Raw genomic sequence first — 16543 nt, 5'->3', positions numbered from 1 at the left:
ACGTGAAGGGACAAAGCAAGCCAAGTTTCGCAAAACAGCTCAAGGAAAAGTTTAAATACCTGAATTACCGCATTTTTATCGTCTACCTGCTCTTGATGACGGTCGGGATCGTGGCCGTATATTCGGCAAGTTCCGAAATCTTGATGATTAACGGCTTTAAGGCAACGGTATACGGCGTAAGACAGTTTATCTATGCCTGCTTTGGGGTGGCGATATGCCTAACTTTTTATAGCTTGAACTTGGATTTTTTCCGGAAAGGAAGAAATCTAATGTATCTAACGCTGATTAGTTGGGGCTTGCTTTTTTATGTCCGCTTTTTTGGGCAAGAAGTCAATGGGGCTCGGGGCTGGATCAAGGCAGGGCCGATCAACATTCAGCCTCTAGAACTGGCTAAATTGATCTTGCTTCTATATTTAGCGGAAATGCTCTTTAAGCTGGATGGACGTCTGGTCAGGGGACATATCATTAATCAGCTGTTGCCAACTTCTTTGATTGCGGTGGTTACCATGTTCTTGGTTTTGATTGAACCGGACTTCGGGGGGACGGCCATCCTCTTTTGCATGGTGGCCATTATGTACTCCGTTTCAGGGATGCCATCTGGCTATGCCATTTTGAGTCTGCTGGGGATCTTGATCATGGTTGTCGGCGGCTTTAGCTTGATCGTTCACTGGAACCCCAGCTTTTTACAAAATGTCTACGTCTACAAGCGTTTCATTGCCTTTTTGCACCCCTTCAAAACGGCGGCCAATGAAGGGGCCCAGCTGGTTAACTCATACTACGCCATCCACAACGGCGGCCTCTTTGGCTCGGGCCTGGGCAACAGCATCCAAAAGCGGGGCTACCTGCCAGAACCTTACACAGACTTTATCTTGTCAATTATCGCCGAAGAAATTGGCTCTTTAGGGGCCTTACTGGTCTTAGGGATGCTCTTTTACCTCATGTTCTTGATCATGGAAAAGGGCGTTAGAGCCGAATCTCAATACACGTCTTTAATCTGTTTTGGCGTGACGGCAATTATCTTCTTCCAAACCCTCTTTAACGTCGGGGCGGTTTTAGGCCTTTTGCCAATCACCGGGGTGACCCTGCCCTTTATCTCATATGGTGGGTCATCTCTTTGGGTCTTATCAGCCGCCATCGGCCTAGTTTTGAATGTTGACCGGGAAGAGAAAGAACACAAAGAATATTTGAGAATGCAAGAAGAAATGGAGGCAGCAAGTGACTATTAATCAGGAATTAGCCGATTTGGATCTGCCAAAGAGAACGAGCTTGATCGTTTACCTGCGCAATGCCAATAGCGATCAGTTTAAGCTCCGCCGCTTTGGCGATATCGTTTATTTTTCCAAAAAAATGCACTACCTGATCATGTATGTTGACCAGGAAAAAGTCGAAGAAACGGTGCAGCAATTAGAGAGGCTGACTTTTGTCAAAAAGGTTGAGGTTTCTGAAGCCGACCAAATCGATTTGGACAACCAGCAAATTGAAGATCAGATCAAGGACCTGGCCAAAGAAGCGGAAGAGATCTTGAACGATGACAGCAAGAAAAAGGGGTGGATGAAGTGAGAATTATTTCTGGAAAATACGCTAAGCGCAACTTGTTTACCCTGAAGAGTCAAAAGACCCGGCCAACCAGCGACAAAGTGAAGGAATCCTTGTTTAATTCTCTTGGCCAATTTTTCTCAGGTGGCACCGTCTTAGACCTCTATGGTGGCAGCGGCGCCTTGGGCATTGAAGCCGTGTCGCGGGGCTATGACCAAGCCTACTTAAACGACATCAACCGGGCTGCGTGCCAAATCATCAAAAAGAACGTGGCCTTGACCAAGGAAGAAGACAAATTCGTCGTCACCAACATGCCAGCCAAGGCTGCTTTAAAGTATTACGCCGATCAAGGCATCAAGTTTGACCTAGTCTTTTTAGACCCGCCATACGCCAAGCAGCAGATGGTGAAGGACATGGGCGCCTTGCTAAATCTTGACTTGCTCAATAACGGTGCAAAAATAGTCGTTGAAACCGACGATGAGACGGATTTGCCAGAGATCTCCGGCTATGACCTCTTAAAAGAACACCATCTGGGCAAGACCTTGGTCAGATTTTATCAAAAGGCAGAATAAGATGACGATTGCATTATTTCCAGGCAGCTTTGACCCAATTACCTTGGGCCATTTAGACACGATTGAGCAAGCAGCAGCCGTTTTTGATTGCTTGCTGGTGGTCGTGATGACCAATACCAGTAAAAAGCCTCTATTTAGCGAACAAGAGCGAGTAGTGCTGATCCAAGACGCCGTGAGGGACCTTCCTAATGTGGAGGTACTGGCCCGGCCCAACCAATTGACGGTCAAGCTGGCCAAAGAACTCGGTGCCGGCGTGTTGGTCAGAGGCGTCCGCAATACTAGCGACTTTCTTTATGAGCAGCAGATTGCGGAAATGAACCGGCATCTAGAACCGGCTTTGCCAACGGCCCTGTTTTTAGCCCGCGGGGAAAATGCCGCAATTGCCTCCAGCATGGTGAAAGAAATCGCCAAATATGGCGGCGACATCTCGCAATTTTTGCCGGCAAAAGCCGCTATTGCATTAAAGGAGAAACTGCATGGCGAAGACTAAGCAAGATCAGCAAAAGCATTCCAGATGGCGCAAGCCCCTCATCGGCCTGGGCGTCGCCTTGCTTTTGGCCATTATCGCCCTGATCCCGACTAATTACGTGATTGAGGCGCCAGGCGAGAGCTTTGTGGTAGGCGACTACTTAAAAACTGATGGCGTGAAGTCGCCGAAGAACCTCTATTTCGTTACCGTTAGCGAGCGGCGCGCCGTTTTGGGCGACTACCTCTGGTCTTTCACCCAGCCTTTTGAAGACCGGATGACCTTAGAAGAGGCGACGGGAGGCGCGACGACTGAGCAATATGAGCAGCTGCAGGAATGGTACATGCAGACCAGCCAGCAGACGGCGATCTATTACGCCGCCAAAAAGGCAGGCCGCCATCCCAAGCTCAAGTACCAGGGCGTGTACGTCATGGCCGTGCAAAAGAGCTCTTCTTTTAAGAAAAAATTGCTGATCGGAGACACGATCGTGGCGGCCAATGGCCGGAAGTTCAAGTCGGTCAAGGGCTTTATGGCCTACCTGCAAAAGCAGAAGATCGGCCAGAAGGTGACCATTACCGTTAAGCGGTCTGGCAAGCAGAAGACTTTTACCGGGAAAATTGTTAAAGTGAAGGGCACGGGCAAGCCGGGGATCGGCATCTCCATGGTTGAACGGGTTAAGGTGGAAGTGACGCCGAAGACGACGATTAGCGTCGGCGATGTCGGCGGTCCATCTGCAGGGCTCATGTTCTCCTTAGCCTGCTATCAGAACTTCACTAAGACCAACCTGACTAATGGTCACAAGGTGGCCGGAACCGGAACCATTGATGCGACCGGCAAGGTCGGCATCATTGGGGGCGTTGACAAGAAGGTGGTTTCTGCTTCTAAGGCGGGAGCCGAAGTCTTCTTTGCCCCAACCGACCAAACCGGCGTCAAGAAGTCGCAAACCAACTACGCGGTAGCTAAGAGAACGGCGAAGAAGATCCATACCAAGATGAAGATCGTGCCGGTTGCGACTTTTGATGATGCTTTGACCTACTTGCAAAAGCATTACAAGTAGGTGAATCGCTAAGATAAAAAATAATTCAAGAATATTATTCGAGAGTAAAAGCTCAGACCAAGTGTCTGAGCTTTTATTTTTTCATTTACACTTTCTGAAAGACGGATGAAATTGACTTATCCACAACTTTTTTCGTGAAAATTTCGATTTTCGGTGTACTAATAAGTGAGGTGAAAAAAATGAATCAAGAAAACCATACAGAAAGCAAATTTCGTCAAGTCGTTGACTGGCTTTTAGAAAAGAAAATCTACCTGATTGGGATCGTCCTGGTTGCAGGTGGCTTTTACTTTTACCAGGCAAATCAAAAACAGGTTGATAATTCAGCCCTGCTGACTAGCTCGCAGTCAGGCTCTGCTGGATCGTCCTTTTCTTCGTCAGGCAGCAGCGCCAGTGGAGTGTCATCAACTGCTAATGCCCAGACGTCCAGTATGCAAGTTTCCTCAAATAAGGTGGTCTGTGATATTTCTGGAGCCGTCAAGCACCAGGGCGTTTATACCCTGAAAAATGGGATGCGGCTGGAAGACCTGATTGAATGTGCCGGCGGGTTGACGAAGCGGGCCGATTTAAAGGCAATTAACCGGAGTCAGCTGCTCCGCGACCAAGACAAGATCTACATCCCCTATAAGGGCGAAAAGAACGTGCCAGCGAGTGCTGCTACTGCTAGCAGTGCAAGTATGGCCACTAGTACTAGCGCTGATGCTTCTGCAGCAAGTGGAGATTCAGCTAGCGGCGCTAGTGGCGGCCAGGTCAACATCAATACGGCTTCGGCCACAGAATTGCAAAAGCTAAACGGTATCGGGGAAAAGAAAGCCCAGCAGATCATTGCCTACCGGCAGGAAAAGGGGGGCTTTAAGTCTATCGATGAGCTGAAAGAGGTGTCGGGAATTGGCGACAAGACCTTCGCCGCGATTAAAGACCAGCTTACGATCTAGTCTAGAGAGCGGTTTTTACTTTTTGCTGGGCTTGCTCTTAGTCAGTTTATCTGGTTTGGTCTATGCTCAGGCAGCCACTTTAAAAATCGTGAGCCTTATGACTCTCCTTTATCTAGCCTGGCTGATCAAGCGCAAATACCCAGCAGCCTTCGCTTTGGCTTTTTTAGCAATTTTGCTGATGGCCGGCGCCATTCTTTGCGACCGGCAGGCAAAAAATTTTCAGTTAGGGGAAAATACGGCACTTCTCCTTTATCCCGATGAAGCCAAAATCAGCGATAATTGGTTAAGCGGCAAAGGCCACTGTCAGGGGCAAAAGGTCAGCTTGTATGGTCCTGCTAAAAATGATCTAGAAGCTGCCCTTGCCCAGGGCCAGGCAGTTTACCTGACTCAACTTGCGGGCGAAGCCAAAGAGGCAGAGCCAGCGACTAACCCGGGCCAATTTGACTACCGCCGCTACGCCTATAGTCAGCACTTGGCCGGCCAGGTCAAAGTGACCAATTATCAGGTGCTGGTGGCTGGGAGTAACTGGCAGATTAGTCTGCACCGCATCCGCTGGCAAATCAAGCAATATTTGGCCAAGCTGCCGCGGCTTCTTGCTTTTTTTGCCAGCGAGTTGATCTTGGCGGAAAACCCCGATAGCGAAAATCAAGGCAATCTGGACAATTACCGCGATCTTGGCGTCATCCACATCCTGAGCATCTCGGGGATGCATGTGGGCCTTTACGTCTTAGTTTTTGCGGCTGTCGGGTCAACTCTGTTGATCCCGCGAGACGAAGTTTTTGCCGTAACTAGTGTCTTTTTGCTTTTAGAAGTCTTTTTAAGCGGCTTTCAGCCGGGCTTTATCCGGGCCAGCCTGATGTATTGCCTGGGGCGCTTTTTAGCCTATAGAGGGCTGAATATCACGTCTGCCGACCTCTTGGGTCTGGTCTTTAGCCTGCAGCTGTTCTTTAACCCGCGCCTGCTCCTCCAAACTGGGGGGATGCTGACCTATGTTTTGGCAGCCGGGCTGGTCTTAACCCAGGAAATACAGGGGCTAAGTCAATCAGCCTGGCTGAATTTGCTGTTAACGCCGTTTTTGCTCTATTTCTTTTACCAGGTGAACGTGGCGACGATTTTTTACAATTTACTGGTTGTGCCGTATTTCAATTTTGTGGTCATGCCGGCGACCTTTTTGGCAGTGTTTGTTCCCAATTTAGCTCTCTGGCAATTTTTAGAAAAAATCTTAGAAGCAGCCGAATGGGGGATTGACTGGATCGCTGGGCAGCGGCTGGGGCAGGTGATTTTTGGCCAGATCAAGCCCTGGCAGCTGCTCTTGCTGCTAAGTCTAACTGTCTTAGCCTTGCTCTTTGCTCAAGAAAAAAGGAAAAGGATCAAGCTCTTAAAATTCTTAGCCTTGGCCTACAGTCTCTTTTTTGTCAGCATCCACTTTCCCCTGATGGGGCAGGTCAGCTTCATTGACGTGGGGCAAGGCGACAGTATTTTGCTGACCACTCCGATTTTTAGGAAGTGCTACCTGATTGACACCGGCGGCAAGCTGTCTTTTGGTCATAAGAAAACGCGCGCCCAGCTGAACCAAATTACCCTGCCCATGCTCAAGGCTCAGGGGATTGACCACTTGGACGGCGTTTTTGTCAGCCACCAGGACGCTGACCATGTGGGCGACCTCAGCACTCTGCTAGAAAAAATGCCGGTCAAGCGCCTTTACATGGGGGTTGGCCTCATTCAGAACCCCAGCTTTGCCCAAAGGCTGGCCGGGCGGGTGGATCATACCCAGCTAGTGGAACTGCAGGCCGGGATGACCGTTAAAGAAAAAATTCCTTTTCAGGTCCTCCACCCAGAAGAACCTGGCTTAGGCGAAAACAAGGATTCCTTGTCGCTAATTTGCAACCTGGCTGGCAAGACCTGGGGCTTTACCGGGGATTTGGACCAGGCCGGCGAAGAAAAAATTATCAGTGAACACCCTGATCTGCGGATCGATTACTTTAAACTGGGCCACCACGGCAGCGATACTTCTTCGTCTTTGAAATTTTTAGAGACGATTAAGCCGCAGCTGGTCTTTATTTCGGCAGGCCGCAACAACCGCTACCACCACCCTAAGCCCGCTACCCTAGAAAAATTGAAGGAATTAGGGATTCCCTACCTGTCGACTCAAGACTCAGGGATGATCACCTGGCATTACGGTTTTGGGCTGAGCTACTTTACCAGCTTTTTGCAGGGGCGGCAGCTGTGTTATCATTAAATAGCTAACAAAAAAGTAAGAGGTGCAAACATGGCCAATCTAGTGTCGCTTTTTCCAAACAGTCAGCCCAATAACCCAAACTTGCTCTTGCAAGGGGCAGACGACTTTTTAAATGATTATTTAGTCCGGAGCTATGTCGCTCAAGCTGCCTTTAATGACCTGGAAAAGGTGACGGTGGACTGCGAAACGGATTCTTTGGATGACTTAATTGCGGACCTAACTGAAGCCAGTCTCTTTAGCCAGAGCAAGCTGGTTCTGGTGAAAAATCCCTACTTTTTGACGGGGAAGGCGATTCCCAAGAAGAACCAGGCCAAAATAAAAAAGCAGCTAGAACAGCTGCAGGAAATTTTTGACCACTTGGATCAGCTAGACGATGTAGTTGTTATGGTGGCCAGCTATGAAAAGCTGGACCGGCGCAAGAAGATCACCAAGCTGGCAGAAAAGAAGTTTAATACGGTTACTGCTGAAGTCAAGAGCTATGACAGCGACCGTTTTATGAGAAAATTGGTGAAGGCCGAAGGCTACCAGTTTTATCCAGATGCCTTCACGCTCTTGATGGAGCGGAGCGACCAGGTGCTTGATACGGCCCTTAGCAACTATCTGAAGCTGAAGATGATCAGCCCGGATAAGGACTTTAGCCGGGACCTAGTCGACCGCAATGTGGACCGCAGTCTTGCCCAGAATGTTTTTGCCATTTTGGAGACGGCCTTAAAGGGCAACTACCCAGAAGCGATTGAGCGACTAAATGGTCAAATCAGGGAGGGGAGCTATCCTGTTCAGATTTTGGCTGTCTTTATCAACCAGGTGGAATTTTTGCTCTGCGTCAAGACTTTGGCTAAAAGAAGGCGGAGTGAAAAAGATATTGCCCAAGAACTCAGTGCCCACCCTTACCGGGTCAAGCTAGCACTGAAAAATTCCATTAAGCTGGAAAAATTGCAGCAAATGCTGGGCAAACTGATCCAGCTGGATTATGGCTACAAGAACGGGACATACCGGGATGAGCGCTTTTTAGAGCTTTTTTTGCTGAATTGTTAATCTGAAGAAATTAGTTATGAGATTAATAAGAGAAAATAAAAAAGGCGAGAAACATTGTTTCTCGCCTTTTGATTGCTAATTTAATTACTTAGCAAGCTTAGCCAAACGACTCTTGTCACGGTTAGCCTTGTTCTTGTGGATCAAGCCCTTTGAAGCGGCCTTGTCCAATTCACGAACAGCAGCTACGTGTAATTCGGAGGCGTTGTCCGCACCAGCTGCTTGAGCAGCCTTGAACTTCTTAACAGCAGTTCTCATCGTGCTGAGTTGAGCAGCGTTGCGTTCGTTAGCAGCAGCTTGAGTCTTAACACGCTTGATAGCAGATTTGATTTGTGGCATTAGGTTCACCTCCAATAACTGATTAAAATTCACTCAATTATTATACTGAATGATTGGCCTAGATGCAAGCAAAATTTTACTTGCTTTTTCAAAAAAATCCTGTATGATTATATATGTTATGTGAACCTCAAACGTTGTTCACTCGCTCCACCTAGCGGTTTACGCTGTTTGAGGCAATTATTTATAGAAAGGTGCTTTTAAAATGGCAGTTTCAAAAGAAAGAAAGAACGAAATCATCAAGGAATACGCAACTCACGAAGGTGACACTGGTTCAGTAGAAGTTCAAGTTGCAGTTTTGACTGAAGACATCAACAACTTGACTGAACACATGCGTGAACACTCACACGACCACCACTCATACGTTGGTTTGCTGAAGAAGATCGGTCACCGTCGTAACTTGCTTCGTTACTTGCAAGAAAACGACTTGGAACGCTACCGTGCATTGATCGCTCGTCTTGGTCTGCGTCGTTAATCTAATAAAGACTTTCAGGGCTTGGAGAATATTCTCCAAGCCTTTTTCTTTTTCTTCTAAGCTTATCGACTATCAAGCCTCGTTACTTTATGATAGAATTAAAAGGATTTAAAACGTTGTGATCATCAGATCCATAGAAAATAAACAATTAAATATTATTTGATTTAGTAAACGAAAAGGAGGAATCTATGTCAGATCAGTTAAAAATCATGATCTTGAGCGGCGTCCGCGAACAAGGCAAGGACATGTTTGCCGTTCAAGTCAACGATGAAATTTACGTTTTAGATGCTGGGCTCAAGTACCCAGACAGCTCATTATTCGGGATTGACGTGGTCATTCCAGATATGGAATTTTTTGAACAATATGGCGATAAAGTTGCCGGGATTTTCCTAACTCACGGCCACGCTGACTCCATCGGTGCTTTGCCATACATCCTGCGCAAGTGGGACATTCCTGTTTTTGGGTCAAAATTGACCATTGAACTGGCTAAGATCGACGTCCAAAGAGAAAACAAGAAGCGGAATAATCGCCTCTTTAACGTGATCGATGCCGACACCGAAATCGACTTTAAGAATGCCAGCATCTCTTTCTTCCACACGACTCACTCCGTGCCTGACTCATTAGGGATCGTCATCCACGCTCCGCAAGGGCAGATCGTTTACACGGGTGATTTTAAGTTTGACCCATCTGCTAGCCCAGCCTACCGGACCGATATGACCCGCTTGGCAGAGATTGCTGAAGGCGGCGTTTTAGCCCTCTTGAGCGACTCTTCAAACGCCGAAGCTCACTTCCCGAACGCTAGCGAAAACGAGGTTGGAAACTACATTACTGACGTTTTCCGCAATGCTAAAGGCCGGATCATCGTTGCCGGCAAGGCTTCCAACCTGAACCGGGTGCAACAGGTAATTAACGCTGCCGCAGCAACTGGCCGCCGGGTGCTGTTGACTGGCCGGGATGTGAACAAGATCGTTCATACGGCCATGAAATTAGGCTATTTGGAAGTGCCAGATGGCCTCTTGATGAAGTTTAAAGAGCTGAAGGACATGCCTGACAAGCAGACCGTTATCCTTGAAACAGGCCGGATGGGTGAACCGCTCCAATCCTTGCAAAAAATGGCCAACAACCGCCACCGGATGATCCGGATCCACGAAGGGGACTTGGTCTTTATCGCGACGACCCCATCCCACTCAGTCGAAACGACGGTTGCCGTAACCAGCGACATGGTTTACCGGGCTGGCGGTACGGTAGTTGAACTAGGCCGGAACATGCACACGAGCGGCCACGCTACTGGTCGGGACATCCAAACTTTGGTTGACCTTTTGAAGCCGCGGATTTTGATCCCAGTGATCGGTGACTACCGCTTGCTTGAAGCTGTTAAGAATCTGGCTGTAGAAGCGGGCATGGACCCAGACGACGTCTTCATTACCCAAAATGGCGACTGCCTGGCATATGATGCTAAGCGCGGCAGCTTCTTTAAGACGGATGCCGTTCCTGGTGAAGACACCATGATCGATGGCTCAGGCGTGGGCGATGTCGGCAACATCGTTCTTCGTGATCGGGAAGTCTTGTCAGATGACGGGATTTTTATCGCTGTAGTGACGATTGACCGCAAGAAAAAGAAGATCATTGCTGAACCGCAAGTAACCAGCCGGGGCTTTGTCTACATCAAGGCCAACCACCAGCTGATGAATGACGCTATTGAAGTCATCAAGAATTCCATTCAAGCCAACTTCGAACACAAGAAGTTTGACTGGACTGAATTAAAGCAGGACATGCGCTCTAGCCTAGAGAAGTTCCTCTACAAGCAGACTAACCGCCACCCAGTGGTCTTGCCAGTGGTCATGGAAGTCAACCAAAACCGCCACCGGGCGATGCAAAAGCGGGCTGAGGACCAAGCAGACGGCAAGGGCACGCAAGACGCAAAGAAGGCGCCAAATAAGCGTAAGCGGCAAAGCAAGACGACTGCTAAGAATCCTGCCAAGAGGTCAGCACCTAAGGGGAAGACTAACGGCAAGAAGAAGCCTGCCGGCAAAAAGCCAGCAAATGCTGCTAAGAAGTCAAACAGTAAAAATGCAAATAATGCAAAAGCAAGTAAAAGTGAAAGCAAGGTAAAGAATGACTAACCGCAGTCAGGACAACCTGCTAGAACTGGCCAAGGACTTTGCCCAAAAAGGACAAAAGCAAAAGGCAATCGACAGCCTGGAAGAAGCCTTGAGAATGGGCTTTGACACCCAGATTGCCTTGGAGCTTTCTAAGCTTTACCGGCAAAGCAGCCAAGAAGATCAGGCATATGCCGTCATCAAGGCGGTGCCTGATCTTTTTTCTATCGAGCAGGTTTTAGATGAATATGAAAAAGTTTTAGCTGCCAACCATTATCTGATTGAAGCCCTGCAAGTGAGGAATTTGACCCAAGGTGAATTGGATTTTTTGGTGGAGCCGGCCAAGCCAACTGAGCAAAAGGCGATCATGCAGCAATTTCGCTCTAGCAATGCGGTCACCTTAAGCCAGTATCAAGAGCTCTTTAAGCTGGATCTGCCGACATACCTGGCTTTTGTCCAAAGCGTCTTGATCGATCCTTTAGCAGACTCAACCGTCAAGGTTGCTTTGACTGAAGATCTGGTAAAACTGGGGAGCGAAGAGCAGTTTACGGTTACCATCTTGGGGCAAAATCACGCCTTTGTTCCTAAAGAGGTGCCGCTGCTCAACCAGGATACGGTTTATAAAGAGGTTATCACTGCGATCGCTGGCAAGTTTCATAACCGGCCAAGTGAACTGCCCCTTTACCTAGCAGAAGCAAATTTTGCTCTTGGGAGTCTTTATCCTTGTCAAAAAGTTTTTATCTCAAATCCCGATGCCTTTGCCAAGGATTTGCTTGATTTTTTACAGAAAAAGCCGGCATATTCCTACCAAAAACTGCTGGAAAAAATTTATTCGAAAAATGCTGGTTAATCTTGAAGCAAAAGTCTTTACTTTTCGGCAACTTTTAGTATAATCATTTTTGGATATTTTCAAGAAGATGCGCTTAGATACTAGCGTACTTCTTAGGAAAGTAGTACAATATTCAACAGAGAATCATCCGTTAGTTTTGTCTCAACGGACTTCTTGTAAAATTTCAGGAGGGTCATTTTAATGGCAGAAAAAGAACATTACGTTAGAACTAAGCCACACGTTAACATTGGTACTATTGGCCACGTTGACCACGGTAAGACTACTTTAACCGCAGCTATCACTACTGTGTTGGCTAAGAAGGGTTTGGCACAAGCTGAAGATTACTCACAAATCGACGCAGCTCCAGAAGAAAAGGAACGTGGTATCACTATCAACACTGCCCACGTTGAATACGAAACTGAAAAGCGCCACTACGCCCACATGGACGCCCCAGGCCACGCCGACTACATCAAGAACATGATCACCGGTGCTGCCCAAATGGACGGTGCTATCTTGGTTGTTGCCGCAACTGACGGTCCTATGCCACAAACTCGTGAACACATTTTGTTGGCTCGTCAGGTTGGTGTTAACTACATCGTAGTATTCTTGAACAAGTGCGACTTGGTTGACGACCCAGAATTGATCGACCTTGTTGAAATGGAAGTAAGAGACTTGCTTTCAGAATACGGTTACCCAGGTGACGATGTTCCTGTAGTTCGTGGTTCAGCTCTTAAGGCTCTTGAAGGCGACGAAGAAGCTCAAAAGAAGATCGAAGAACTGATGGACGTTGTTGACGAATACATCCCAACTCCAGAACGTGAAACTGACAAGCCATTCTTGATGCCAGTTGAAGACGTCTTCACTATCACTGGTCGTGGTACTGTTGCTTCAGGCCGTATCGACCGTGGTACTGTTAAGGTTGGCGACAGCGTTGAAATCGTTGGTTTGGTAGAAAAGGTTTTGAGCTCAGTTGTAACTGGTTTGGAAATGTTCCACAAGACTCTTGACCTTGGTGAAGCCGGCGACAACGTTGGTGTATTGCTTCGTGGTATCGACCGTGACCAAATCGTTCGTGGTCAAGTTTTGGCAGCTCCAGGCTCAATCAAGACTCACGAAACTTTCAAGGGTCAAGTCTACATCTTGAGCAAGGACGAAGGTGGCCGTCACACTCCATTCTTCTCAGACTACCGTCCACAATTCTACTTCCACACCACTGACATCACTGGTGAAATCGAATTGCCAGAAGGTACTGAAATGGTTATGCCTGGTGACAACACTGAATTCTCAGTTACTTTGATCAAGCCAGCCGCTATCGAAGTTGGTACTAAGTTCACTATCCGTGAAGGTGGTAGAACTGTTGGTGCCGGTACTGTTACTGAAATCGACGACTAATTTAGTTCTGAATTTTAGTTCTAACAAGTAGAAAAGGTGCTCCTTCTATGAAGGGCGCCTTTTTTTATTGAAAAAATCCTTATTTTATGGGGCCTGATGATTGTTTTTTGCCCATCTTTAAGGTAAGATATTTAAGTATGCAGAGTAGCAACTCAAACTCAAAATAGACATTGGAGGTATTTTATTAATGTCTGCAAACTGGAAAACTACCGGTAAGACTACTGGTGAACTTTCTTTCGAAATTTCTCAAGACGAAGTCAAGAAGAGTCTTGACCAAGCATTTAACCGTGTAAAGAAGAGCTTGCGTGTACCTGGCTTCCGTAAGGGTCACGTATCACGGGTGATCTTTAACCAATACTACGGTGAAGAAGCACTTTACGAAGACGCTTTGAACATCGCTTTGCCAGCTGCTTACACCGCTGCTGTTAAGGAAACTGGCATCAAGGCTGTTGGCCAACCACAAATCGTTCCTGTATCCATGGACAAGGGCAAGGACTGGGAAATGAAGGCAGTTGTAACTGTTGAACCAGAAGTTGAACTTGGCCAATACAAGGAAATCGAAGTACCAAAGCAAAACACTCGCGTTTACCAAAAGGACATCGACGCTGAACTTGCTAAGCGTCAAGAACAAAACGCTGAAATGGTTTTGAAGAACGGCAAGGCTGAAAACGGCGACACTGTAACTATCGACTACGTAGGTACTGTTGACGGCGTTGAATTCGACGGCGGCTCAGCTCAAAACTACTCACTGGAACTTGGCTCAAACACTTTCATCCCAGGCTTTGAAGACCAATTGGTAGGTCACGAAGCTGGCGAAGACGTTGACGTCGTTGTAACCTTCCCAGAAGACTACGGCGCAAAGGACTTGGCAGGCAAGGAAGCTCACTTTGCTACTAAGATCCACGAAGTTAAGTCAAAGCAATTGCCAGAACTTGACGACGAATTTGCTAAGGACGTAGACGACTCTGTTGAAACCCTTGACGAATTGAAGGAAAAGATCAAGGCTGACTTGAAGAGCGAAAAGGAAGAAGCTGCTAAGGCTGCTATCCAAGAAGCTGCAATCTCAACTGCTGTTAAGAACGCAACTGTTGAAGAAATTCCTGACGTGATGATCCAAGAAGACGTTGACAACCAACTGAACCAATACTTGGGCGACATGCAACGTCAAGGGATCGACCCACAAACTTACTTCAAGTTGACTAACACTACTGAAGATCAATTGCGCAAGCAATTGTCAGCTAACGCTGCAGAACGCGTTAAGACTAACTTGGTACTTGAAGCGATCGTTGCCAAGGAAGGCTTCGAAGCAAGCAAGGAAGAAGTTGACGCTGAAATCAAGGACTTGGCAGATACTTACAACATGAGCGAAAAGGCTGTTCGCAACGCTTTGAGTGACGAAATGCTGGCCCATGACATCAACGTACGTAAGGCAATGGACCTCATTACTGACACTGCTAAGCAAGTAGCTAAGGCTAAGCTTGAAGACTCAGAAGACGAAAACAGCGAAGACTAATCGTCCTGATTCCAAATAACTCCCGATATGGCACTGCCCTGTTCGGGGGTTATTTTTTTCAAAAAAAGTCCACTAATTCAAAGCTAATTTCGCCCATATTGGCAGTATTTATGCTAATCTAGAACTTAGCAAAAATAGGAGGAAATTAATGGCTACAAAGTTTTCAGATCCAGAAGAAGTGAAATGCTCTTTCTGCGGCAAGTCAGCCAGCCAAGTCAAGAAGATGATCGCTGGCAACGGCGTTTACATCTGCAACGAAGACATCGAACTTGCCAAGAGAATTATTGATGATGAGCTTCGTCTGGACTCATTAAAAGAAGCCCGCGAATTGCCTAAGCCAATGCAAATCAAAGAAGAACTTGACCAATACGTGATTGGCCAAGATCGGGCTAAGCGGGTATTATCTGTGGCTGTCTACAACCACTACAAGCGGATCAGTCAAATGGATGTTGACTCTTCTACTGAATTACAGAAATCCAACATTGCTTTGATCGGGCCAACCGGTTCAGGTAAGACCTACCTGGCTCAAACCCTGGCTAGAATCTTGAACGTGCCTTTTGCCATTGCCGATGCCACGACCTTGACGGAAGCCGGCTATGTTGGTGAAGACGTTGAAAACATCTTGCTCAAGCTTTTGCAAAATGCTGACTACGACCTGGAACGGGCTCAAAGAGGGATCATCTACATCGATGAAATCGACAAGATTTCCAAGAAGTCAGAAAATGTCTCTATCACCCGGGACGTGTCCGGTGAAGGGGTTCAGCAGGCACTCTTAAAGATCTTGGAAGGCACCATTGCCTCCATTCCGCCTCAAGGCGGCCGCAAGCACCCACAACAAGAAATGATCCGGATGGACACGACCAACATCCTCTTCATCGTCGGCGGGGCCTTTGACGGGATCGAAGAAATCGTTAAGAACCGCTTAGGCAAGAAGACCATCGGCTTTGGTGCAGAACAAGAATCAGGCAAGGTGGACGATGACAACTGGAACCACTTCCTGACAACCGGTGACCTGGTTAAGTTCGGACTGATTCCAGAATTTATCGGCCGGATTCCGATCATCACCACTTTGGACAAGCTGGACAGCGACGACTTAGTCAGAATCTTGACTGAGCCAAAGAACGCTCTGATTAAGCAATACAAGAAGCTTTTGTCATTAGACGGCGTTGACCTGGAATTTGAACCAGCTGCGGTCAAGGAAATTGCTGACCTGGCTATCGAACGCAAGATGGGTGCTAGAGGCCTGCGGACCATCATTGAAAATGCCATGATGGACATCATGTACCGGACTCCTAGTGAAGACGACATTGAAAAGGTCATCATTACCAAGGAGACCATTGATGGTACAGGTCAGCCTAAGGTAATTCGTCAAGAATTAGAGGAAAGTGCCGCCGATGATCATTAAGCAATCAGACTTTGCCGTTAGCGCCGTCAAGGCGAGTCAATACCCTCAAGATGGCCTAGACGAAATTGCTCTGGCTGGCCGCTCCAACGTGGGCAAGTCTAGCCTGATCAACACGATCTTGCAAAGAAAGAATCTGGCAAGAACCTCGTCTTCACCGGGTAAGACCCAAACCTTGAACTTTTACCGGGTCAATGATGACTTTTACCTGGTTGACGTTCCTGGCTATGGCTATGCCAAGGTGTCGAAGAAGCAGCGAGAAGAGTTTGGGGAAATGATCCAGGACTACCTGGAAACCCGGGCCTATCTCAAGGGCTTGATCCTCTTGATTGATGGCCGCCATGAGCCAACGGCTGATGACATTGCCATGTATGACTATGCCCAATACCTGGACTTGCCAATCCTGGTGGTGGCCACCAAGATGGACAAGATCAAGAAGAACGCCTTCAATAAGACAGAGGCGACCTTCCGCAAGCACTTGGACATGAACAAGGACAATGTTTCCTTCATTCCATTTTCTTCAGAAACCAAGCTGAACGTGGAAAAGGTCAAGGACTGGATCCAAGACCGGCTGGATGAAGAATAAAGACAATTAAACAATAAAAGATAAAACATACTAATCTAGTGTTGGATGATTACTCGACGGAGTAGTCGTTCAACACT

16 protein-coding genes are annotated in these 16543 nt (G+C 47.4%); 15 read left to right on the top strand and 1 reads right to left on the bottom strand.

Going from position 1 to position 16543, the window contains the following annotated elements; all coding sequences use genetic code 11:
- Window positions 1-2: 2 nt before the first annotated feature.
- The 8 genes from ACI4WN_RS05810 to holA all read left to right on the top strand — a co-directional run bounded on the left by ACI4WN_RS05810 (window position 3) and on the right by holA (window position 7837).
- The gene (locus tag ACI4WN_RS05810; protein WP_439777374.1) at window positions 3-1226 is read left to right on the top strand and encodes an FtsW/RodA/SpoVE family cell cycle protein; all 1224 of its coding nucleotides are present in this window, start codon (window positions 3-5) and stop codon (window positions 1224-1226) included.
- The gene (locus ACI4WN_RS05805) at window positions 1216-1560 is read left to right on the top strand and encodes a YlbG family protein (RefSeq protein ID WP_439777373.1); all 345 of its coding nucleotides are present in this window, start codon (window positions 1216-1218) and stop codon (window positions 1558-1560) included. The genes ACI4WN_RS05810 and ACI4WN_RS05805 overlap by 11 nt, the downstream gene beginning before the upstream one ends.
- Window positions 1557-2108: a 16S rRNA (guanine(966)-N(2))-methyltransferase RsmD gene (rsmD, locus tag ACI4WN_RS05800; RefSeq protein WP_439777372.1), complete on the top strand. Its 552-nt coding sequence runs from the start codon at window positions 1557-1559 to the stop codon at window positions 2106-2108. Before ACI4WN_RS05805 ends, rsmD begins: the two co-directional genes overlap by 4 nt.
- A 1-nt stretch (window position 2109) precedes the next feature.
- Window positions 2110-2598, top strand: a complete 489-nt coding sequence (gene coaD, locus ACI4WN_RS05795; RefSeq protein ID WP_439777371.1) for a pantetheine-phosphate adenylyltransferase — start codon at window positions 2110-2112, stop codon at window positions 2596-2598.
- Complete coding sequence (locus ACI4WN_RS05790) at window positions 2585-3631, top strand: SepM family pheromone-processing serine protease (RefSeq protein ID WP_439777370.1); 1047 nt, start codon at window positions 2585-2587, stop codon at window positions 3629-3631. The genes coaD and ACI4WN_RS05790 overlap by 14 nt, the downstream gene beginning before the upstream one ends.
- Before the next feature lie 179 nt (window positions 3632-3810).
- A complete protein-coding gene (locus tag ACI4WN_RS05785) occupies window positions 3811-4563 on the top strand; it encodes a helix-hairpin-helix domain-containing protein (RefSeq protein ID WP_439777369.1) in 753 nt (250 codons plus the stop codon).
- On the top strand, window positions 4517-6802 hold the full coding sequence (locus tag ACI4WN_RS05780; protein ID WP_439777368.1) for a DNA internalization-related competence protein ComEC/Rec2: 2286 nt from the start codon (window positions 4517-4519) through the stop codon (window positions 6800-6802). The genes ACI4WN_RS05785 and ACI4WN_RS05780 overlap by 47 nt, the downstream gene beginning before the upstream one ends.
- 30 nt (window positions 6803-6832) lie before the next feature.
- On the top strand, window positions 6833-7837 hold the full coding sequence (gene holA, locus ACI4WN_RS05775; protein WP_439777367.1) for a DNA polymerase III subunit delta: 1005 nt from the start codon (window positions 6833-6835) through the stop codon (window positions 7835-7837).
- Window positions 7838-7921: 84 nt separating this feature from the next.
- Here holA and rpsT read toward each other — a convergent pair whose 3' ends face one another.
- Entirely contained in the window at window positions 7922-8173 is a 252-nt protein-coding gene (rpsT, locus tag ACI4WN_RS05770; RefSeq protein ID WP_439777366.1) for a 30S ribosomal protein S20, read from the bottom strand.
- 202 nt (window positions 8174-8375) lie between these two features.
- On the opposite strand from rpsT, the gene rpsO reads away from it, so the two are divergent.
- From rpsO to yihA, 7 genes are all read left to right on the top strand, one after another.
- Window positions 8376-8645 carry a 30S ribosomal protein S15 gene (gene rpsO / locus ACI4WN_RS05765; RefSeq protein ID WP_008463722.1) on the top strand — a complete coding sequence of 90 codons (270 nt, stop codon included), beginning with the start codon at window positions 8376-8378 and terminating at the stop codon, window positions 8643-8645.
- A gap of 188 nt (window positions 8646-8833) precedes the next feature.
- Entirely contained in the window at window positions 8834-10768 is a 1935-nt protein-coding gene (locus tag ACI4WN_RS05760) for a ribonuclease J (RefSeq protein ID WP_439777365.1), read from the top strand.
- Window positions 10761-11594 carry a tetratricopeptide repeat protein gene (locus tag ACI4WN_RS05755; protein ID WP_439777364.1) on the top strand — a complete coding sequence of 278 codons (834 nt, stop codon included), beginning with the start codon at window positions 10761-10763 and terminating at the stop codon, window positions 11592-11594. Before ACI4WN_RS05760 ends, ACI4WN_RS05755 begins: the two co-directional genes overlap by 8 nt.
- A gap of 180 nt (window positions 11595-11774) precedes the next feature.
- Window positions 11775-12965 (top strand): elongation factor Tu, encoded by a 1191-nt coding sequence (gene tuf / locus ACI4WN_RS05750; RefSeq protein WP_439777363.1) that lies wholly within the window; start codon window positions 11775-11777, stop codon window positions 12963-12965.
- Between the two features lie 187 nt (window positions 12966-13152).
- Window positions 13153-14478: a trigger factor gene (gene tig / locus ACI4WN_RS05745; RefSeq protein WP_439777362.1), complete on the top strand. Its 1326-nt coding sequence runs from the start codon at window positions 13153-13155 to the stop codon at window positions 14476-14478.
- 148 nt (window positions 14479-14626) lie between these two features.
- Entirely contained in the window at window positions 14627-15883 is a 1257-nt protein-coding gene (gene clpX / locus ACI4WN_RS05740; protein WP_009558479.1) for an ATP-dependent Clp protease ATP-binding subunit ClpX, read from the top strand.
- Window positions 15873-16466, top strand: a complete 594-nt coding sequence (gene yihA / locus ACI4WN_RS05735; protein ID WP_439777361.1) for a ribosome biogenesis GTP-binding protein YihA/YsxC — start codon at window positions 15873-15875, stop codon at window positions 16464-16466. The genes clpX and yihA overlap by 11 nt, the downstream gene beginning before the upstream one ends.
- The last annotated feature ends 77 nt before the right edge of the window (window positions 16467-16543 follow it).

It is taken from the genome of Lactobacillus sp. (genome assembly GCF_051893255.1).
GTDB lineage: Bacteria > Bacillota > Bacilli > Lactobacillales > Lactobacillaceae > Lactobacillus.
This window is presented reverse-complemented; position numbering and strand designations above follow the sequence as displayed.

Excerpts from the sequence above, each read along its gene's own strand:
- coaD (WP_439777371.1), top strand. The coding sequence starts at position 2,110 with ATGACGATTGCATTATTTCCAGGCAGCTTTGACCCAATTACCTTGGGC.
- ACI4WN_RS05790 (WP_439777370.1), top strand. The coding sequence starts at position 2,585 with ATGGCGAAGACTAAGCAAGATCAGCAAAAGCATTCCAGATGGCGCAAG.
- ACI4WN_RS05785 (WP_439777369.1), top strand. The coding sequence starts at position 3,811 with ATGAATCAAGAAAACCATACAGAAAGCAAATTTCGTCAAGTCGTTGAC.
- holA (WP_439777367.1), top strand. The coding sequence starts at position 6,833 with ATGGCCAATCTAGTGTCGCTTTTTCCAAACAGTCAGCCCAATAACCCA.
- rpsT (WP_439777366.1), bottom strand. The coding sequence starts at position 8,173 with ATGCCACAAATCAAATCTGCTATCAAGCGTGTTAAGACTCAAGCTGCT.
- rpsO (WP_008463722.1), top strand. The coding sequence starts at position 8,376 with ATGGCAGTTTCAAAAGAAAGAAAGAACGAAATCATCAAGGAATACGCA.
- ACI4WN_RS05760 (WP_439777365.1), top strand. The coding sequence starts at position 8,834 with ATGTCAGATCAGTTAAAAATCATGATCTTGAGCGGCGTCCGCGAACAA.
- ACI4WN_RS05755 (WP_439777364.1), top strand. The coding sequence starts at position 10,761 with ATGACTAACCGCAGTCAGGACAACCTGCTAGAACTGGCCAAGGACTTT.
- tuf (WP_439777363.1), top strand. The coding sequence starts at position 11,775 with ATGGCAGAAAAAGAACATTACGTTAGAACTAAGCCACACGTTAACATT.
- tig (WP_439777362.1), top strand. The coding sequence starts at position 13,153 with ATGTCTGCAAACTGGAAAACTACCGGTAAGACTACTGGTGAACTTTCT.
- clpX (WP_009558479.1), top strand. The coding sequence starts at position 14,627 with ATGGCTACAAAGTTTTCAGATCCAGAAGAAGTGAAATGCTCTTTCTGC.
- yihA (WP_439777361.1), top strand. The coding sequence starts at position 15,873 with ATGATCATTAAGCAATCAGACTTTGCCGTTAGCGCCGTCAAGGCGAGT.